This is a genomic window from Actinomadura coerulea, assembly GCF_014208105.1.
Classification (GTDB): domain Bacteria; phylum Actinomycetota; class Actinomycetes; order Streptosporangiales; family Streptosporangiaceae; genus Spirillospora; species Spirillospora coerulea.
This window is the reverse complement of sequence record NZ_JACHMQ010000001.1, coordinates 658,162-673,823: the sequence shown is the minus strand read 5'-3', so window position 1 is coordinate 673,823 and position 15,662 is coordinate 658,162. Positions and strand designations below refer to the sequence as shown.

19 protein-coding genes and 1 riboswitch are annotated in these 15,662 nt (G+C 74.4%); of the genes, 12 read left to right on the top strand and 7 right to left on the bottom strand.

Annotated elements, in window-relative coordinates; translation table 11 throughout:
- Positions 1 to 167 precede the first annotated feature (167 nt).
- Together BKA00_RS03190 and BKA00_RS03185 are read right to left on the bottom strand one after the other, a co-directional pair.
- A complete protein-coding gene (locus BKA00_RS03190; protein ID WP_089312401.1) occupies positions 168 to 671 on the bottom strand; it encodes an SAV_6107 family HEPN domain-containing protein in 504 nt (167 codons plus the stop codon).
- Positions 672 to 933: 262 nt separating this feature from the next.
- Positions 934 to 1,722: a L,D-transpeptidase family protein gene (locus tag BKA00_RS03185; protein WP_185023497.1), complete on the bottom strand. Its 789-nt coding sequence runs from the start codon at positions 1,720 to 1,722 to the stop codon at positions 934 to 936.
- A 23-nt stretch (positions 1,723 to 1,745) separates the two neighbouring features.
- On the opposite strand from BKA00_RS03185, the gene BKA00_RS03180 reads away from it, so the two are divergent.
- The 5 genes from BKA00_RS03180 to BKA00_RS03160 are packed head-to-tail and all read left to right on the top strand — an operon-like array spanning position 1,746 to position 4,446.
- Entirely contained in the window at positions 1,746 to 2,210 is a 465-nt protein-coding gene (locus tag BKA00_RS03180) for a YbaK/EbsC family protein (protein WP_185023496.1), read from the top strand.
- A gap of 31 nt (positions 2,211 to 2,241) precedes the next feature.
- Positions 2,242 to 2,592 carry an arsenate reductase family protein gene (locus BKA00_RS03175; RefSeq protein WP_185023495.1) on the top strand — a complete coding sequence of 117 codons (351 nt, stop codon included), beginning with the start codon at positions 2,242 to 2,244 and terminating at the stop codon, positions 2,590 to 2,592.
- A gap of 56 nt (positions 2,593 to 2,648) precedes the next feature.
- A complete protein-coding gene (locus tag BKA00_RS03170; RefSeq protein WP_185023494.1) occupies positions 2,649 to 3,491 on the top strand; it encodes a hypothetical protein in 843 nt (280 codons plus the stop codon).
- 9 nt (positions 3,492 to 3,500) lie between these two features.
- Positions 3,501 to 3,833, top strand: coding sequence for a hypothetical protein (locus BKA00_RS03165; protein WP_185023493.1), 333 nt, complete (start codon positions 3,501 to 3,503; stop codon positions 3,831 to 3,833).
- Between the two features lie 10 nt (positions 3,834 to 3,843).
- Positions 3,844 to 4,446 carry a GNAT family protein gene (locus BKA00_RS03160; protein WP_185023492.1) on the top strand — a complete coding sequence of 201 codons (603 nt, stop codon included), beginning with the start codon at positions 3,844 to 3,846 and terminating at the stop codon, positions 4,444 to 4,446.
- Here BKA00_RS03160 and metF read toward each other — a convergent pair.
- Complete coding sequence (gene metF, locus BKA00_RS03155; RefSeq protein ID WP_185023491.1) at positions 4,383 to 5,318, bottom strand: methylenetetrahydrofolate reductase [NAD(P)H]; 936 nt, start codon at positions 5,316 to 5,318, stop codon at positions 4,383 to 4,385. The genes BKA00_RS03160 and metF overlap by 64 nt on opposite strands.
- A gap of 197 nt (positions 5,319 to 5,515) precedes the next feature.
- Here metF and BKA00_RS03150 point away from each other — a divergent pair, with 197 nt between their 5' ends.
- The 4 genes from BKA00_RS03150 (at position 5,516) to BKA00_RS03135 (ending at position 10,583) form a co-directional block, all read left to right on the top strand.
- Positions 5,516 to 6,568, top strand: coding sequence for a polyprenyl synthetase family protein (locus BKA00_RS03150; protein WP_185023490.1), 1,053 nt, complete (start codon positions 5,516 to 5,518; stop codon positions 6,566 to 6,568).
- 93 nt (positions 6,569 to 6,661) lie between these two features.
- A complete protein-coding gene (locus tag BKA00_RS03145; RefSeq protein ID WP_185023489.1) occupies positions 6,662 to 7,246 on the top strand; it encodes a carboxymuconolactone decarboxylase family protein in 585 nt (194 codons plus the stop codon).
- A complete protein-coding gene (locus BKA00_RS03140) occupies positions 7,243 to 9,396 on the top strand; it encodes a beta-glucosidase family protein (RefSeq protein WP_185023488.1) in 2,154 nt (717 codons plus the stop codon). Before BKA00_RS03145 ends, BKA00_RS03140 begins: the two co-directional genes overlap by 4 nt.
- Positions 9,397 to 9,488: 92 nt before the next feature.
- The gene (locus tag BKA00_RS03135; protein ID WP_230298490.1) at positions 9,489 to 10,583 is read left to right on the top strand and encodes a serine/threonine-protein kinase; all 1,095 of its coding nucleotides are present in this window, start codon (positions 9,489 to 9,491) and stop codon (positions 10,581 to 10,583) included.
- Between the two features lie 13 nt (positions 10,584 to 10,596).
- Here the strand turns inward: BKA00_RS03135 and BKA00_RS03130 are convergent, their stop codons facing one another.
- The 4 genes from BKA00_RS03130 to BKA00_RS03115 all read right to left on the bottom strand — a co-directional run bounded on the left by BKA00_RS03130 (position 10,597) and on the right by BKA00_RS03115 (position 13,267).
- Complete coding sequence (locus BKA00_RS03130; RefSeq protein ID WP_185023487.1) at positions 10,597 to 10,755, bottom strand: hypothetical protein; 159 nt, start codon at positions 10,753 to 10,755, stop codon at positions 10,597 to 10,599.
- A gap of 47 nt (positions 10,756 to 10,802) precedes the next feature.
- Complete coding sequence (gene thiE / locus BKA00_RS03125; RefSeq protein ID WP_185023486.1) at positions 10,803 to 11,489, bottom strand: thiamine phosphate synthase; 687 nt, start codon at positions 11,487 to 11,489, stop codon at positions 10,803 to 10,805.
- A 109-nt stretch (positions 11,490 to 11,598) separates the two neighbouring features.
- On the bottom strand, positions 11,599 to 11,973 hold the full coding sequence (locus tag BKA00_RS03120; RefSeq protein ID WP_185023485.1) for a helix-turn-helix domain-containing protein: 375 nt from the start codon (positions 11,971 to 11,973) through the stop codon (positions 11,599 to 11,601).
- A gap of 58 nt (positions 11,974 to 12,031) precedes the next feature.
- Positions 12,032 to 13,267, bottom strand: a complete 1,236-nt coding sequence (locus tag BKA00_RS03115) for an NAD(P)/FAD-dependent oxidoreductase (protein ID WP_185023484.1) — start codon at positions 13,265 to 13,267, stop codon at positions 12,032 to 12,034.
- An 89-nt stretch (positions 13,268 to 13,356) separates the two neighbouring features.
- Positions 13,357 to 13,470: riboswitch (TPP riboswitch) on the top strand.
- On the opposite strand from BKA00_RS03115, the gene thiO reads away from it, so the two are divergent.
- From thiO to BKA00_RS03100, 3 genes are all read left to right on the top strand, one after another.
- A complete protein-coding gene (thiO, locus tag BKA00_RS03110; protein ID WP_185023483.1) occupies positions 13,460 to 14,587 on the top strand; it encodes a glycine oxidase ThiO in 1,128 nt (375 codons plus the stop codon). Its footprint overlaps the riboswitch before it by 11 nt.
- Positions 14,584 to 14,784, top strand: coding sequence for a sulfur carrier protein ThiS (gene thiS, locus BKA00_RS03105; protein WP_185023482.1), 201 nt, complete (start codon positions 14,584 to 14,586; stop codon positions 14,782 to 14,784). Before thiO ends, thiS begins: the two co-directional genes overlap by 4 nt.
- 2 nt (positions 14,785 to 14,786) lie before the next feature.
- Positions 14,787 to 15,563 carry a thiazole synthase gene (locus BKA00_RS03100; protein ID WP_185023481.1) on the top strand — a complete coding sequence of 259 codons (777 nt, stop codon included), beginning with the start codon at positions 14,787 to 14,789 and terminating at the stop codon, positions 15,561 to 15,563.
- Positions 15,564 to 15,662 lie beyond the last annotated feature (99 nt).

Here is a 15,662-nt window from a genome sequence, read left to right as displayed (position 1 = left end):
CCGCGCCGGCGGGGCCGGCTCGGGGGGTTGCGGCCCCGCCGGCGCGATCGCTCGGGCCACCGGAGGCACGTCCGGCCGCCGGAGGGGGGACGCCGCCTCCCATGGCGGGGCGGCGCCCCCCGCCTCCGGGGGGCCGCCCCGGGGAGGGGGACGGCCTCCGGGGTGGCTCAGCCTGCTTCGGGGACGGGCAGCGTGGGCTGCCCGTCGACGCCGAGGGTGTCCTCGACGAGGGTGACGAAGACCTCGGCGTCGTGCAGGAGCTCCTCCGCGTCGCGCGGGGTGACGGCGCGCGGCAGGCCCGCCTCGGCGGCGGCGCGCTTGTCGGCGCCGGCGGCGAAGAAGGCGGCCCACTCCCGCAGCGCGGGCTCGGCCTCGGGCAGCAGCACCCAGACGCTGCGCGGGCGGCCGCGGCGGTGGGTCTCCAGAGGCTCCTTGGACGCCAGGACGGCGGCGGCCGCGCGCAGCGCCGCCAGGTGGGCGCACACGTAGCGGACGGCCGGCGAGGTGGCCTCGGCCGCCTCGGCGAGGCCCATGCGGGCGGCGTGCAACTGCCCGACGGCCGTGTGCGCCGGACGCGGCGCGGGCATCGGGCGGTGGCGTGGGCGAGGACTGGGGGACGGGACGGACTGGGCTGCGGAGTGGACTCCGCGTGCGGTCATCGTTCCGGACATGTCTGCCTCCTTCCGGGGCTCGGGCCGGCCGGGCGGAGAGCTTCCCCTCTCTCCGCCCGGCCGTCCGTCCCGCCGAAACACCGCGATCGGCGGGGACGTCGCCCTGGCGCGGGCCGCGAGTCCCGCACCACATCGAACATAAGTTCGATGCGCTTCACAGTAAACCGCCCTGACGGCGATTCGTCAACGTGTTCGAACACGTGTCGTATCCCGCAGGTCAGCGGGCTTGACGGCGACCCGGACGCGGCTCCCGCGAGGAGGGCTAGCGAGGCCGCCTGACATGGACGGGGACGCCCGTGCCGACGAGGTCAGGGAAGTACTCGGCGATATGCATCGGCATGCGGACGCAGCCGTGCGAGGCGGGCTGCATGGGGACGTCCAGGGCGCCGTGGAAGGCGATGCCGCCGTTGAAGTAGATGGGGTTGTAGAGCTGCCCCAGGGGCGAGGTCTCCCAGCCGGAGGCGCGGCGTCCGGTCCGGAAGTCGCCCGTGCCGGTCGTGGCGTAGCGGCAGCGCGCGACGGTGGCGCCCCGGTCCTTGGCGCAGTAGTACTCCCCCGAGCCGGACGACACGTGGGTGATGAGCCGCGGGGTGCCGTTCTTGTAGAGGACGAGGTACTGGCGCTTCAGATCCACGTCGACGCGGTTGTTCTCGCGCTTCTTGGCCACCGGCCGAGGCTCCTTGGGAGCGTCCAGGGCCTTCCAGAACGACGCGGAGAGGGTGCTCTTCTGCTTGAGACGGTTCACCGCCTGGAACGCCCACACGGCCGTCTGCGTGGACGGCCCGTACTTCCCGTCCGCCTTTCCGGGGTCGTAGTGCAGTGCCTTGAGGCGGCGCTGGAGCGCCTGCACGTCGGGCCCCTTGGCACCCGGTTTCAGCTTGCGGTGCGTGGGGCTCGGCGCGGGTGTCGCCGGCGCCTTGGACGGTGTCGCCTTCGGCGTCCCCCTCGATGGGGCCGGAGCCGCCGTGTCGATGTCGTTGCAGCCCGTCAGGACGACGGCCGCGATCAGCAGAACCGCGCTCTTCCGCACGTCGATCGCTCTCCCTCGCATGCGCTGACCTTAAAGTTCTACCCATGCATCCGAATGCCGAAATCGTCGCGAAGGCTCTGCTCGACCTGGGCGCGTCGGGAGCGATCGTCGAACTGCCCGACTCCGCGAGGACGGCGCAGGCCGCGGCCGAGCAGCTCGGCTGCGAGGTCGGCGCGATCGCCAACAGCCTGGTGTTCGACGCCGACGGGTCCCCGCTGCTGGTGATGACCAGCGGCGCGCACCGCGTGGACACGGTGAAGGTCGCGGCGCTGGTGGGCGCGGCCAAGGTGCGGCGGGCGTCGCCGGAGTTCGTCCGGGAGGCGACCGGCCAGCCCATCGGGGGCGTCGCGCCGGTCGGCCATCCGGAGCCGATCCGCACGCTGGTGGACGTCTGGCTGGACAGGTACGACAAAGTGTGGGCGGCGGGCGGGCACCCGCACACCGTCTTCCCCACGTCGTACGGCGAGCTGCTGAGGATCACCGGCGGAACCCCCGCCGAGGTCGAGTGACGGCGGACGGGGCAATGAGAGGGGTGGAGTGATGGAGCTCTGGCACAACCCGCGCTGCTCGAAGAGCCGCGCCGCCAAGACCGCGCTGGACGAGGCGGGCGTGGAGTACACCGAGCGCCGCTACCTGGACGAGCCGCCCACGGCGCGGGAGCTGGACGAGGTCCTCACCCGCATCGGCGCCGAGCCGTGGGACGTGGCGCGGCTGAACGAGCCGGTCGCCAAGGAGCTCGGGCTCAAGGACCTCGAACGCGACCGGGCCCGCTGGATCGAGGTCATGGTGGCGAACCCGGTGCTGATCCAGCGTCCGATCGTCGTGGCCGACGGGAGCGCCGTCGTGGCGCGCGATGCCGAATCGGTGCGCAAGGCCCTCGACAGCCAGTGACACCGGTGTGATTCTGGGGAGTCGGGAAACGGCGCGGGTCGAGCACCGGAGGGGTGATGGCGACGCAGATGCGGACGGGTCCGGCGGCACGCGACCCGGAGTTCCGGGGGATCGACCCGCCCGCGCTCAACCAGGTCATCAGGCAGCTCCAGGACGCGCAGAACGCGATCCAGGGGTGGCTGAACGGCCATCGCCCGCCGCCCGGCGTCTCAGCGGCCGGGTACCGGCAGGCCGACGAGGTGGCGCGGTGGGCCGCCGAGCAGCTCGGGATGCTGACGCGCCGGTACAACTTCGCGGTCACCCATCCCTCCCCCGGCGGAGGCATCGACATGCCGCCGGCGCCCACCCCGGCTCCGGCGCCGCGGACGACCGGCGGCGGCCCGGCAGGGACGCCGCACCCGGTGAAGGCGCCCCCGCACCGGCCCTCGCCCGCGAAGGCCACACCGCAGCCGACCCCGCACGGCGCCGGCGACATCGGGAACTTCCCCGACCGGCCGGCCGCCGCGCGGGCCGCCAGGGCCGACGCACTGGCCGTGTCCGCGTCCGTCCAGCACGGCCGTCCCGTCCCGGACACCGTGTGGAGGCACCTGAAGGCCAACGCCGGCGACCCCGACTACACCGAGAAGCTGTACGAGCGCCTCGGCCCGGCGGCCGCCGCCGGTCTGCTGGAGGCCGCCCAGGGGGACGAGGCGAGGCTGGCGGCCGTGCGGCAGTCCCTCGGCACGTCCAGCCACCACCTGACGATGGACGTGAAATGGCTGCGCGCCTTCCTGGCGGAGGCCGACCGCGCCGGTGTCCGTCCCGTCGCCGTCCAGGTGCTCCTGGGCGCCGACATGAGCGGCCGCACGCGCGAGGCCATCGCCAGGCTCGACCTGCACCCGTCCACCGCCACCGCCTAAGAGGTCGCCATGGCCGCTCCACCGCCTCCCGGCAGCCTGCCCCCGCCGATCAGCGGCGCCGCGTCGGCCCGGCTGTCGCCCGCCGAGCAGCCCAATCCGGAGTACCAGCAGCTCTACCAGGCCTACGCGGACGCCTACGGCAGCATCGACCGGCTCCGCCAGGCGCTGGACGGGCCCGTGAAGACCCTCGGCGGGACGGACGCGTGGCTCGGCCCGGAGGCGCGCCAGTGGGGCGGGCAGCTCGACGCCGGCCGCGGAAGGCTGCGCAAGGCCGCCGACCGGATCCTCTGGGACCTCTACGATCGGCTCTCCGCGACCCAGCGGACCATCACGCGGGTCTAGTCTCTGTCGGGTGAGGGACCCGAAGCTGCGCGAGATCGACGAACGCGCCTTCCTACGCAGGCTGAGCCCCATGCTGGACGTGTACGCGGCCGCGATGGAACCGCCGAACGAGCAGCTGCCAGGCCGGCACACCATCATGGAGCGGCATTCCTCGTATCCGGGGTTCCGCGCGTTCGTGGTCGAGCGGCGCGGAGCGCTGCCCGTCATGCCTGCGCCCGTCCAGGGGTTCGCCTACGGATTCCACGGGGCGCGCGGCCAGTGGTGGCACGACGTCGTCTACCAGGCGCTGTCCGACCGCGAGGGGCCCGACCACGCCGACTCGTGGCTGGACGACGCCTTCGAGGTCGCCGAACTGCACGTCCATCCGCAGGCGCAGAGCAGGGGCCTCGGCCGGTCGCTGCTCAACGCGCTGTGCGACGGGCGTCCGGAGCGGACGGTCGTGCTGTCGACGCTCGACAGGACACCGGACACCCCGGCGCGCACCCTCTACCGTTCGGTCGGCCTGGTCGACCTGCTGACCGACTTCGAGTTCCCGGGCGGCGGGCCCCGCTACGCGGTGATGGGCGGGCGGCTGCCCCTCGCGCCGTACCCGGCGCCGTCCAGCAGCGAGTAGACCTCGCGCGTCGCCGTCGACTTGTTGAACGTGATGAAGTGGATCCCCGGCGCGTCCTGCTCGAGCAGCTCGCCGCACAGCTCGGCGGCGTGCTCGATGCCGAGCCGGCGGACGGCCTCCGGGTCGCCCGCGACGGCCTCGAAGCGGGCCCTGACCTCGGGCGGGAACGGCGCGCCCGACAGCTGCTCGGACCGCTCGATCGTGCTGAGCTGGGTGACCGGCATGATGCCGGGCAGGATCGGCACGTCGCAGCCGGCGGCCTCGACGCGGTCGCGCAGGCGGAAGTAGTCCTCGGCGCGGAAGAACATCTGGGTGATCGCGTAGTCGGCGCCGGCCCGGCACTTGTCCACGAAGTGGCGGGTGTCGCTCTCGATGTCGCGCGAGCGCGGGTGCTTGTAGGGGAACGCGGCCACGCCGACGCAGAAGTCGCCGTAGGAGCGGATCATCCGGACCAGCTCGCCGGCGTACTCGACGCCGTCCGGGTGCTTGACCCACTCCCCCATCGGGTCGCCGGGCGGGTCGCCGCGCAGGGCCAGGACGTTGCGGACGCCGGCGGCGGCGAACCGGCCGATCAGGTTGCGCAGCTCGGCCTGGGAGTGGTTGACGGCGGTGAAGTGCGCGACCGGCGTGAGGGTGGTGTCGGTGGCGATGCGCTCGACGATGTCGACGGTCGTGTCGCGGGTTCCCCCGCCCGCGCCGTAGGTGACCGACACGAACGTCGGGTGCAGGGACTCCAGCTCGCGGATCGTACGCCACAGGTTCCGCGCGCCCTTTTCGGTCTTGGGCGGGAAGAACTCGAACGAGAACGAGCGCTCGCCCGAAGCGAGCAGTTCTCGGACGGTCGGGGGCCTGTGGGGGCGTACGGGTCGCATCCCCCAAGCCTACAGAAGCGCCCCTGCGCGGACCGGAGCAGCCGGAACGCGGGAGCGCGGATCGCCCCGCACGGGGCCGCCGATCCGCGTGATGCTCGCCACACCCCACGGGCCTTATGTCCGCATTTCCGTAGATCTAACGACATCTCACGCCTGTGATGGAGGGTGGAAAGCACCCAGGTGGATACGATCTCGGCATGTCGACCACCCGGATCCGCAAGGAGGTCGACGAGGCGCTGCTGGCCTTCGTCGACCGCCGGCGCCCCGCGCTGCGCGCCATCAGCGAGGACCTCGCACCGCTGCTGTCGGCCCTGGACGCCCTGCTCGGCGGCGGCAAGCGGCTGCGTCCCGCCTTCTGCTACTGGGGGTGGCGCGCGGCGGGCGGCGAGGACGGGCCCGGCATCGTGGCCGCCGCCGCGTCCCTGGAGCTGCTCCAGGCGAGCGCTCTGATCCACGACGACGTGATGGACTCCAGCGACACCCGGCGCGGCCAGCCGTCCGCCCACCGGCGGTTCGAGGCGCTGCACCGCGCGCAGGGGTGGCCGGGCGACGCCGGGGCCTTCGGCGGCGGGGCCGCCATCCTGCTCGGGGACCTGTGCCTGGCCTGGTCGGGCGAGATGTTCGAGACCTCCGGGCTGGACGGCGCGAGCCGGTCGCGCGGCCGGGCGGTCTACGACCTGATGCGCACCGAGGTCATGTGCGGGCAGTACCTCGACATGCTGGAGGGGGCGCGCCGCCAGGCGAACGTCGCGACGGCGCTGCGCGTGGTGGAGTACAAGAGCGCCAAGTACACGATCGAGCGCCCGCTGCACCTCGGCGCGGCCCTGGCCGGGGCCCGCCCGGACGTGGCGTCCGCGCTCACCGGCTACGGCCTGCCGCTCGGCATCGCCTTCCAGCTCCGCGACGACGTGCTCGGCGTGTTCGGCGACCCGGCCGAGACCGGCAAGCCCGCGGGCGACGACCTGCGCGAGGGCAAGCGGACCGTCCTGGTCGCGCTCGCCTTGGAACGCGCCTCCGCGGCCCAGGCCGCGGCGCTGGAGCGCCGGCTCGGCGACCCGGCGCTGGACCGTCCCGGCGTGGACGAGCTGCGCGCGGTCATCGAGGAGACCGGGGGCCTCGCCGCGTGCGAGGCCATGATCGAGCGCTACCTGCGCGAGGCGGAGAAGGCTCTGGAGACGGCCCCGATCACCGAAGGCGCCCGGGAGGCGCTGGCGGAGCTCGCGGTGGCGGCCACCACGCGCAGCACCTGACCCGCCAGGACTTCGTGTCCCCCGTGACACGATCCGGCCACGTTTCCCCGGCGCACTAGAACTTTCCCACTGATCGGTGGCAGAAATATCGCCATGTGCGCCGCCACCCCAGGAGACCGCGTCCCGCGCTTCGACCCGCTCCCGGAGGAGGAGTGGGACGACGTCGTCCGGGCCGTGACCGACACGATCGGGCCCTTGAACGTCATCACCACGCTCGCCCGGCACCCGGAGCTGTTCCGGTCGTGGATCGGGTTCGGCTCGATGCTGCTGATGAACGGGACGCTGGGCGCCCGCGACCGCGAGCTGGCCATCCTGCGCACGGCGCACCACCGGTCCTGCGCGTACGAGTGGGACCACCATCGCCGGGTCGCGCTGGACGCGGGGCTCACCGAGGACGAGATCGCCGCGCTCCGCGAGGACCCGGACGGGCACGGCTGGAGCGACGACGACCGCATGGTGCTGGCCGCCGCGGACGAGCTGCACGAGCGCGGCACGATCAGCGACGCCGCGTGGACGGAGCTGGCCACGCGGTTCGGGGAGCGCGAGCTCATCGAGCTGGTGATGCTGATCGGCCACTACCACATGGTCGCCTTCACCCTGAACGCCCTGCGGGTCCAGAACGAGGACGACGCCCGGGACGGGGATCGCGGCCCCCGCGCGGAAGGGGCGGGCGGATGAGGCCGGGACGCGGGCCGGCGGGGGCGCTCGCGGTCGCCTCCGCGCTGGCGCTGACGGCGGTGCTGACGGCCGCGTCCGCGCCCGGGGAGGCGCGGGCGGCCGCCGGGCGCTGCGGGGACCCCGCCCGGCGGCCCTGGTGCGACGCCGCGCTGGCGCCCGACCGGCGCGCGGCACTGCTGCTGCGGACCATGACGGGCGACGAGAAGATCTCGATGCTCGCGTCGGACGATCCGTTCGGCGGGCCGCTCGGCGGCTTCTCCGAGAACGCGCACGCCGACACCGCCGGCGGCATCGAGCGGCTCGGCGTCCCGCCGGTCCGCATGGCCGACGGCCCGGCCGGCGTCCGGCAGGGCAGGGCGACGGCGCTGCCCGCGCCGATCGCGCTCGCGGCCACCTTCGACCCGAAGGCGGCCCGGCTGTACGGCGGGACGGTCGCGTGGGAGGCCAGGCACCGGGGGAACGACCTGGTCTTCGGCCCGACCGTGGACGTCCTGCGCACGCCCCGCAACGGCCGGACGTTCGAGGGCTTCGGCGAGGACCCCTACCTGTCGGCGACCCTCGGCGTGCCGTGGATCCAGGGCGCCCAGGCACAGGGCGTGATGACCTCGGTCAAGCACATGGCCGTCTACACCCAGGAGACCGACCGGCTGTCGCTCGGCATGAACGTCGACCCGCGCACGCTCCGCGAGATCTACCTGCCGCCGTTCGAGGCCGCGGTGAAGGACGCGGGCGCCGCGACGGTGATGTGCGGGTTCGGCAAGCTGAACGGCCGATGGGCCTGCCAGGACGACGCCGTCCTCAACGGGATACTGCGGTCGGAGTGGGGGTTCACAGGGTTCGTCCCGTCCGACCACACCGCCGCGCAGGACGCCGCCGGCGCCGCCAATGGCGGGCTGGACATGGAACTGCCCTTCGGCATGAAGTACAACGCGTTCCTGCTGAAGCTGGCCCTCGCCCAGAAGAAGGTCACGCAGCACACCGTCGACGCGCACGTGCGCAACATCCTGCGGACGATGTTCAGGTTCGGGGTGTTCGACCGGCAGGCCTACCCCAACGACCTCAGCCGCGCCGACCGGACGGCGAGCCGCGACGCCGCCCGGGTCATCGAGGAGGGCGGGATCACGCTGCTGAAGAACGACGGCGTCCTCCCGCTCCGGGCCCCGAGGTCGATCGCGCTGATCGGGCGGGCCGCCCGGCAGAGCCCGAGCGGCTTCGGCTCGGCGAAGGTCGTCCCGTTCGCGACCGTGAGCGCGCGGGACGGCATCACCCGCCGCGCGGGTTCCGGGACCGAGGTGACCTACCACGACGGCGACGACCGCGGGGGCGCCGCCGCCGCGGCCCGCTCCGCCGAACTCGCCATCGTGTTCGCGACCGACAGCCAGGGCGAGTTCTTCGACAAGTCGTGCCTGACGCTGCGCTGCGGTGAGCCGCTCAGAGGCGACCAGGACGGGCTTATCTCCGAGGTCGCCAAGGCCAACCCCAACACGGTCGTCGTGCTGAACACGGGCGGCCCCGTGCTGACGCCCTGGGCCGGGCAGGTGAAGGGCATCCTCGAAGCCTGGTACCCGGGCCAGGAGGCGGGGGACGCCCTGGCGCGCGTCCTGTACGGGGACGTGGATCCCGGCGGACGCCTTCCGGTGACGTTCCCCGTCGACGAGCACGACGCGCCCGCGTCCGCGAACCCGGCGCAGTACCCCGGCCTCGGCGGGAGCGCCACCTTCTCCGAAGGCGTCATGGTCGGCTACCGGCATTACGACGCGAGGGGCATCGCGCCCCGTTTCCCGTTCGGGCACGGACTGTCCTACACCACGTTCGCCTACGGCGGACTGGTCGCGACCGCCAAGTCCGTGCAGGTGACCGTCACCAACACCGGGCGCCGCGCCGGTGTCGCCGTGCCGCAGCTGTACATCGGCATGCCCTCGCCAGGCGCGGAGGTCCCGCAGCCGCCCAGGCAGCTCAAGGGCTACGCCAAGGTCGCCCTCGCTCCCGGGCGCAGCGCGAAGGTGACGTTCCCGCTGTCGCCGCGCTCGCTCGCCTACTGGAACGAGAAGGCGGGAGCGTGGAAGGTCGCCGCCGGCTGCTACAAGATCATGGTCGGCGAGTCGTCCCGGCGGATCGCCGGCTCCGCGGCGCTCGGGACGTGCCGCTGACCGCGAACATCCCGGTTCAACTGCCGCACGTCCCGATTACAGGGTACAAAGGGGGAGATCTTCGTCCGCCCCCGCCGAGTCGGAGTCCCCCTGTGCCGCACGACACCTCCCGCGGGAGGACGGATCCCCATCCCCCGCGTTCCTCTTCGAACCGCCCCGGCCGCGCCGCCCGCGCCGGCCAGCCCCACGCCGGCCAGCCCCACGGCGCGCACGCCGACCGCCCGGCCAAGGCGCACCCCGGGCCGGGACGCGTCCCGGCCCGGCCCGCGCACCACCGCTCCGGCGCCCCGCTGGGCCCCGACGACCCGCGCGGCCTCGGCGGCTACACGCTGGTCGGACGGCTCGGCGAGGGCGGCCAGGGCGTCGTCTACCTCGGCCGGGACGGCGACGGCGAACTCGTCACCGTCAAGCTGCTGCGCGGCGGCGTGGCGGCCGGGCAGCGGGCGCGCAGCCGCTTCGCCAAGGAGGCGGACGCGGCCCTGCGGGTGGCCGGGCGGCACACCGCGCGCGTCCTGGACGCCGACATGACCGGCGACCGCCCCTACATCGTCAGCGAGTTCGTCGAGGGGCCCTCGCTCCAGCACGTCGTCGCCGATCGCGGCCCGCTGTCCCCGCCGCGGCTCCGCAAGCTCGCGCTGCGGACCGCCGCCGCGCTCGCGGCGATCCACCGCGCCGGCATCGTGCACCGCGACTTCAAGCCCGGCAACGTGCTGCTCGGCCCGGACGGCGCCAAGGTCATCGACTTCGGCATCGCCCGCGCCGCCGACGCGGCCCCGCTGACCACCGGCCCGGTCGGGACGCCCGCCTACATGGCTCCCGAGCAGATCGAGGACGAGCCGGTCGGGCCGCCCGCCGACGTGTTCGCGTGGGGGGCCGCGATGGTGTTCGCCGCGACGGGGCGCCCGCCGTTCGGCACCGGGCCGAGCGCGGCCGTCATGCGGCGCGTGACGTCCCGCAAGCCCGACCTCGGCGACATGCAGGGCCCGCTGCGCGAGCTCGCGGCCCGCTGCCTGGACAAGAACCCCGCCGCGCGCCCGACCGCGTCGCAGATCGTCCGGGCGCTGCGCGAGGGCCAGGCCCCGGCGCCGAAGCCGCGCCCGACGCGGATCCCGCGCTACCGGTGGCGGATGATGGTCGCGCTCGGCGGCGTCGTGGCCGCCGGGTTCCTCCTCGGCGTCCTCACCTGATCCGGACCGCCGCTCACCAGTGCGGCGGGCGGTCCTCCAGCAGGCGCGCGTCGTCGTCGCCGGTGCGCCACTCGCCCCACCCGGCATCGGTGTCGTCGGACGTCTGGTCGGGCAGGACGGCAAGGTCGTCGTCGAGGTCGACCACGCGGTCGTCGTCGGGTCCCACGCTCATGATCCCCATTGTCGGCGATGGAGCGGCGGCCCGCACCGTGATCCGTGTCAAACCGCGCCGAGCGGCCGGGCGGCCAGGCGGCGCGCGAACAGCGCCGCGGCGGCGCCCGGGTCGTCGGCCTCGGTGATCGCCCGGACCACCACGACGCGCTCCGCGCCCGCGGCGAGGACCTCGTCCAGGTTGCCGAGGTCGATGCCGCCGATCGCGAACCACGGCCGTGCGACGCGCTGCGACGCGACGTACTCCAGCAGCTTCGGGCCGGGGGCGTGGCGGCCGGGCTTGGTCGGCGTGGGCCATACCGGGCCCGCGCAGAAGTAGTCGGCGCCGGGCTCGGCGGCCGCCGCCGACGCCTGCTCGCCGGAGTGCGTCGACCGGCCGATCAGCATGTCGCCGCCGACGATCTCGCGGGCGGCGGGCACCGGCAGGTCGTCCTGCCCGAGGTGCAGCACGTCCGCGCCGACCGCGTGCGCGATGTCGGCCCGGTCGTTGACGGCCAGCAGCGCCCCGTGCCGTTCGCACGCAGCCCGGAACACCTCCAGGTAGGCGGTCTCCTGCCGGGCCTCCAGGCCCTTCTGACGGAGCTGGACGACGTCGACCCCGCCGGCCAGCACGGCGTCGAGGAAGGCCGGCAGGTCGCCCTGGCGCTCCCGCGCGTCCGTGCAGAGGTAGAGGCGGGCGCGGCTCAGCCGGGCGCGCAGCGCGACGGCGCGCTCGGTGGGGAGGTGCCTGGACACGGCCGGGGAACGTCCTTTCCACAGATGACCACGGAGTCGCGCGCGCGGTCGACCCGCCGCGCGCGACCCCGCGATCGTGTCACGTGCGTCTCACGCCGCCTGCGGCGGCCTAGAAGGCGAGCGCCTGGGCGCGCCGGCGGACCTCGGTCCCCCGGTTCTCGGTGAGCGCGTCCACGGGCGTTCCCGGCAGCGTGTCGTCGGCCGTGAACAGCCACCGGATGGTCTCGGCGTCGTCGAAGCCGGCGTCCGACAGGAGGGTCAGCGTGCCGGGCAGGCCCTTGATGACCTGGCCGTCCTTGATGAAGGCCGCGGGCACCATCGGCTCCCCGCCCCGGCGCACCGCGAGGATGCGGTGCTCGTGGATGAGCTGCTTGATCCGGTTGGGCTTGATCCCGAGTCTGTCGGCGGTCTCCCGGAGGGTGAGCCACTCGCCGGCCAGGGCGTCGGTGCGGGGGTCCAGTGCGCTGTCAACGGTTGCGTGCATCTGCGTCACGCCCCCTTGCTACCACGCCTTCGGAAGACTCAAACCCGCTGCGCAGCCGTTACGTCCTCTCTGATCGCTCTGCGCGAACAGCCTGCCGCACGGGCACGTCCGGGTCGGCGATCGCCTCCGGGTCCACCGACGTCCCGGCGGCGATCACGCGCCTCGCCTGCACCAGGTCGCGGGGGCGGCCGACGGTGAGGATCGCGTCGAGGCGGTCGCCGGTGAGCCACACCACCGCCCACCTGGGATCGGACGGGTCGCCCCTGCGCACGAGCCGCTCGGACGCCGAGTGGTCGCCCGCGTACTGGACCATGCGCCCGAACTGCTCCGACCAGAAGTACGGGGCGGCGTCGTACACGGCGTCCCGGCCGAGGAGGGCGGCGGCGGCGACCTCGGGGGCGTTCAGGGCGGTGTCCCAGTGCTCGACGAGGAGCCGCCGCCCGTAGCGGTGCGACCACCAGGCGGCGCAGTCGCCGACCGCCACGACGTCCGGGCGCAGGGCGGCCGGTGCCTCCTCGCCCATGTAGGTCCGGAACGAGCCGTCGGTGACGACCCCGCGCTCCAGCAGCAGCCCGGAGCCCTCCAGCCACGACAGGACGGGCCGCACCCCGACGCCGACGACCACCTCGTCGGCGTCGACGTGGCCGCCCCCGGCGAGGACGAGGCCGCCGTCGCGCACCTCCGCGACCTTGACCCCGGTCCGCAGCTCGACGCCGGCCTCGGCGTACCAGGGGGCGGTGAGCGCGCCGACCTCGGGCCCGATCGCGCCCGCCAGCGGGGTGTCGGCCGCCTCCACGACGGTGACCGCGCAGCCCCGGCGGGCCGCGGCGGTGGCGACCTCGGCGCCGATCCAGCCCGCCCCGACGATCACGACGCGGGCGCCCGCGGTGAGCCGGGCGCGCAGGTCGCGGGCCTCGTCGATCGTGCGCAGCACGTGCTGGCGCCCCTCCCCGGGCAGCGTGACCGGGGCGGCGCCGGTCGCGATCACGAGCCCGTCGAAGGGCAGGTCTCCCGCCGTGGACTCCACCGTTCCGCCGCGTCCGGGCTCGTCCAGCCGCAGGCCCGTGGCGCGCTCGCCGAGCAGGAGCTCGCAGCGCAGCGCGTCCCAGTCGGCGTCGACGGTCGTGTCGTCGGACTCGCCCGCGAGGACGGCCTTCGACAGCGGCGGCCGGTCGTAGGGCCGGTGCCGCTCCGCCGACACGAGGGTCAGCGCGCCCTCGTACCCCTTGCTCCGCAGGGCTTCCACGGCGCGCACGCCGGCCAGCCCTCCACCCACGACGATGACCCTGTCCATGAAGGTCACCCTAACGGGGGCCGATCCGGGGATGGACAGGTGTCCAGGCAGTTGCCCGGTTCGCCGAGGTCGTAAGGTGGGGGCAGAACAGCACAGAGCGCGGGAGTCCGGTGCGACCGGGCTGAGAGGGCGGCTGAACGGGCCGCCGACCGCCACGACCTGATCCGGATCATGCCGGCGAAGGGAGCGCGCATGCAGATCGTCATCATCGGCGCCGGGGTGATCGGCCTCGCCACCGCCTGGCGCACCGCCGCCGGCGGCGCCGCCGTCACCCTCGTCGATCCCGCGCCCGCGTCCGGGGCCTCCTCCGTGGCGGCGGGCATGCTCACCCCGGTCAGCGAGCTGACCTACGGCGAGGAGCCGCTGCTGCGGCTCGGCCTCGCCTCCCGCGACCGGTACGGCGCGTTCGTCGCCGAGCTGGAGGAGCTGACCGGCCTGGAGACCGGCTACCGCACCGACGGGATCATCGAGGTCGCGTTCGACTCCGACGACCTGCGGCACCTGGACGACCTGCGCCGCTTCCAGGAGAGCCTGGGCATCCCCGTCGAGGCGCTCACCGGCCGCGAGTGCCGGCGGCTGGAGCCGATGCTCGCGCCCGGCGTGCGCGGCGGCCTGCTCGCCCCCGAGGACGGCTCGGTCGACCCCCGCAGGCTCGCCCCGGCGCTGCTGGCGGCGGGCGAGCGGCTGGGGGTCCGGCTCGTCCGGCGGCGGGCCGAGCGGATCGTCGTCGAGAACGACGCCGCCGCCGGCGTGGGCCTGGACGACGGCACCGTGATCCGCGCGGACCGGGTGCTGCTGGCCGCCGGACCGTGGTCGGGCGACCTCGGCGGCCTGCCTCCCGGGACCGTTCCACCCGTCCGCCCGGTCAAGGGCCAGGTGATCCGGCTGCGCACCCGCACGCCGTTCCTGCGGCGGCCGGCCCGCGGCCTCGTCCGGGGATCGTCGGTGTACCTGGTGCCGCGCGCCGACGGGGAGATCGTCCTCGGCGCCACGCAGGAGGAGCTGGGCTTCGACACCCGGGTCACCGCCGGCGGGCTGTGGGAGCTGCTGCGCGACGCCCGCGAGCTGCTGCCCGGCATCACCGAGCTGGAGTTCGCCGAGGTCACCGCCGGACTGCGGCCCGGCTCGCCCGACAACGCGCCCGTGATGGGCCCGACCGCGCTGCCCGGGCTGCTGGTGGGCACCGGGCACTTCCGCAACGGCGTCCTGCTCACGCCGGTGAGCGCCGACATCCTGTCCGCGATGCTGCTGGACGGGCCCGTCCCCGAGGTCGCCGGGCCGTTCGCCCCCGACCGCTTCTCCCCCGAGGTGAGCGCATGAAGGTGATCGTCAACGGTGAGCCGCGGGAGCTGCCCGACGGCGCGAGCGTGGCCGAGGTCGTCGCGTCCGTCACCGCGGCCGCGACGGGCGTGGCGGCGGCGCTGAACGACGAGGTCGTCCGGCGCGCGGAGTGGGAGGCCACGCGCCTGCGGGACGCCGACCGCGTCGAGGTGCTGACCGCGGTCCAGGGAGGATGAGGATGAGCGACACCGACGGGCTGGTCATCGCGGGCGAGGAGCTGGGCTCGCGGCTGATCATGGGAACGGGCGGGGCGCCGAGCATGGCGGTGCTGCGCGAGGCGCTGACCGCGTCCGGGACGGCGCTCACCACGGTCGCGATGCGCAGGGTGGACCCGTCCGCGCGCGGCTCGGTGCTGGACGTGCTGACCGAGTGCGGCATCCGGGTGCTGCCGAACACCGCCGGCTGCTTCACCGCGGGCGAGGCCGTCCTGACCGCCAAGCTCGCCCGGGAGGCACTCGGGACGAACTGGGTCAAGCTGGAGGTGATCGCCGACGAGCGCACGCTGCTGCCCGACCCGATCGAGCTGGTCGAGGCCGCCGAGCAGCTCGTCGACGACGGCTTCGTCGTCCTGCCCTACACCAGCGACGACCCGGTCCTGGCGCACCGGCTGGAGCGGATCGGCTGCGCGGCCGTGATGCCGCTCGGCTCGCCGATCGGTTCGGGGCTCGGCATCCGCAACCCGCACAACATCGAGCTGATCGTCGAGCGCGCGACCGTCCCGGTGATCCTGGACGCGGGGCTCGGCACGGCGTCCGACGCGGCCCTCGCCATGGAGCTCGGCTGCGACGCCGTGCTCCTCGCGACCGCCGTCACCCGCGCGCAGTCACCGGCGCGGATGGCCGCCGCGATGCGGCACGCGGTCGAGGGCGGGCGGCTCGCGCGGCTCGCCGGGCGCATCCCCAAGCGCCGGTACGCCCAGGCGTCCTCCCCGTTCGACGGGCTCGCGACCTCGTAGCAACGCTAAAGCCACAGCTGTAGAGATTTTCGCTGGACCTGAAAAGTCGCGCGGCACCAGACTGGGCATACCGGGGCGCAACCGCACACATCGCTTCGG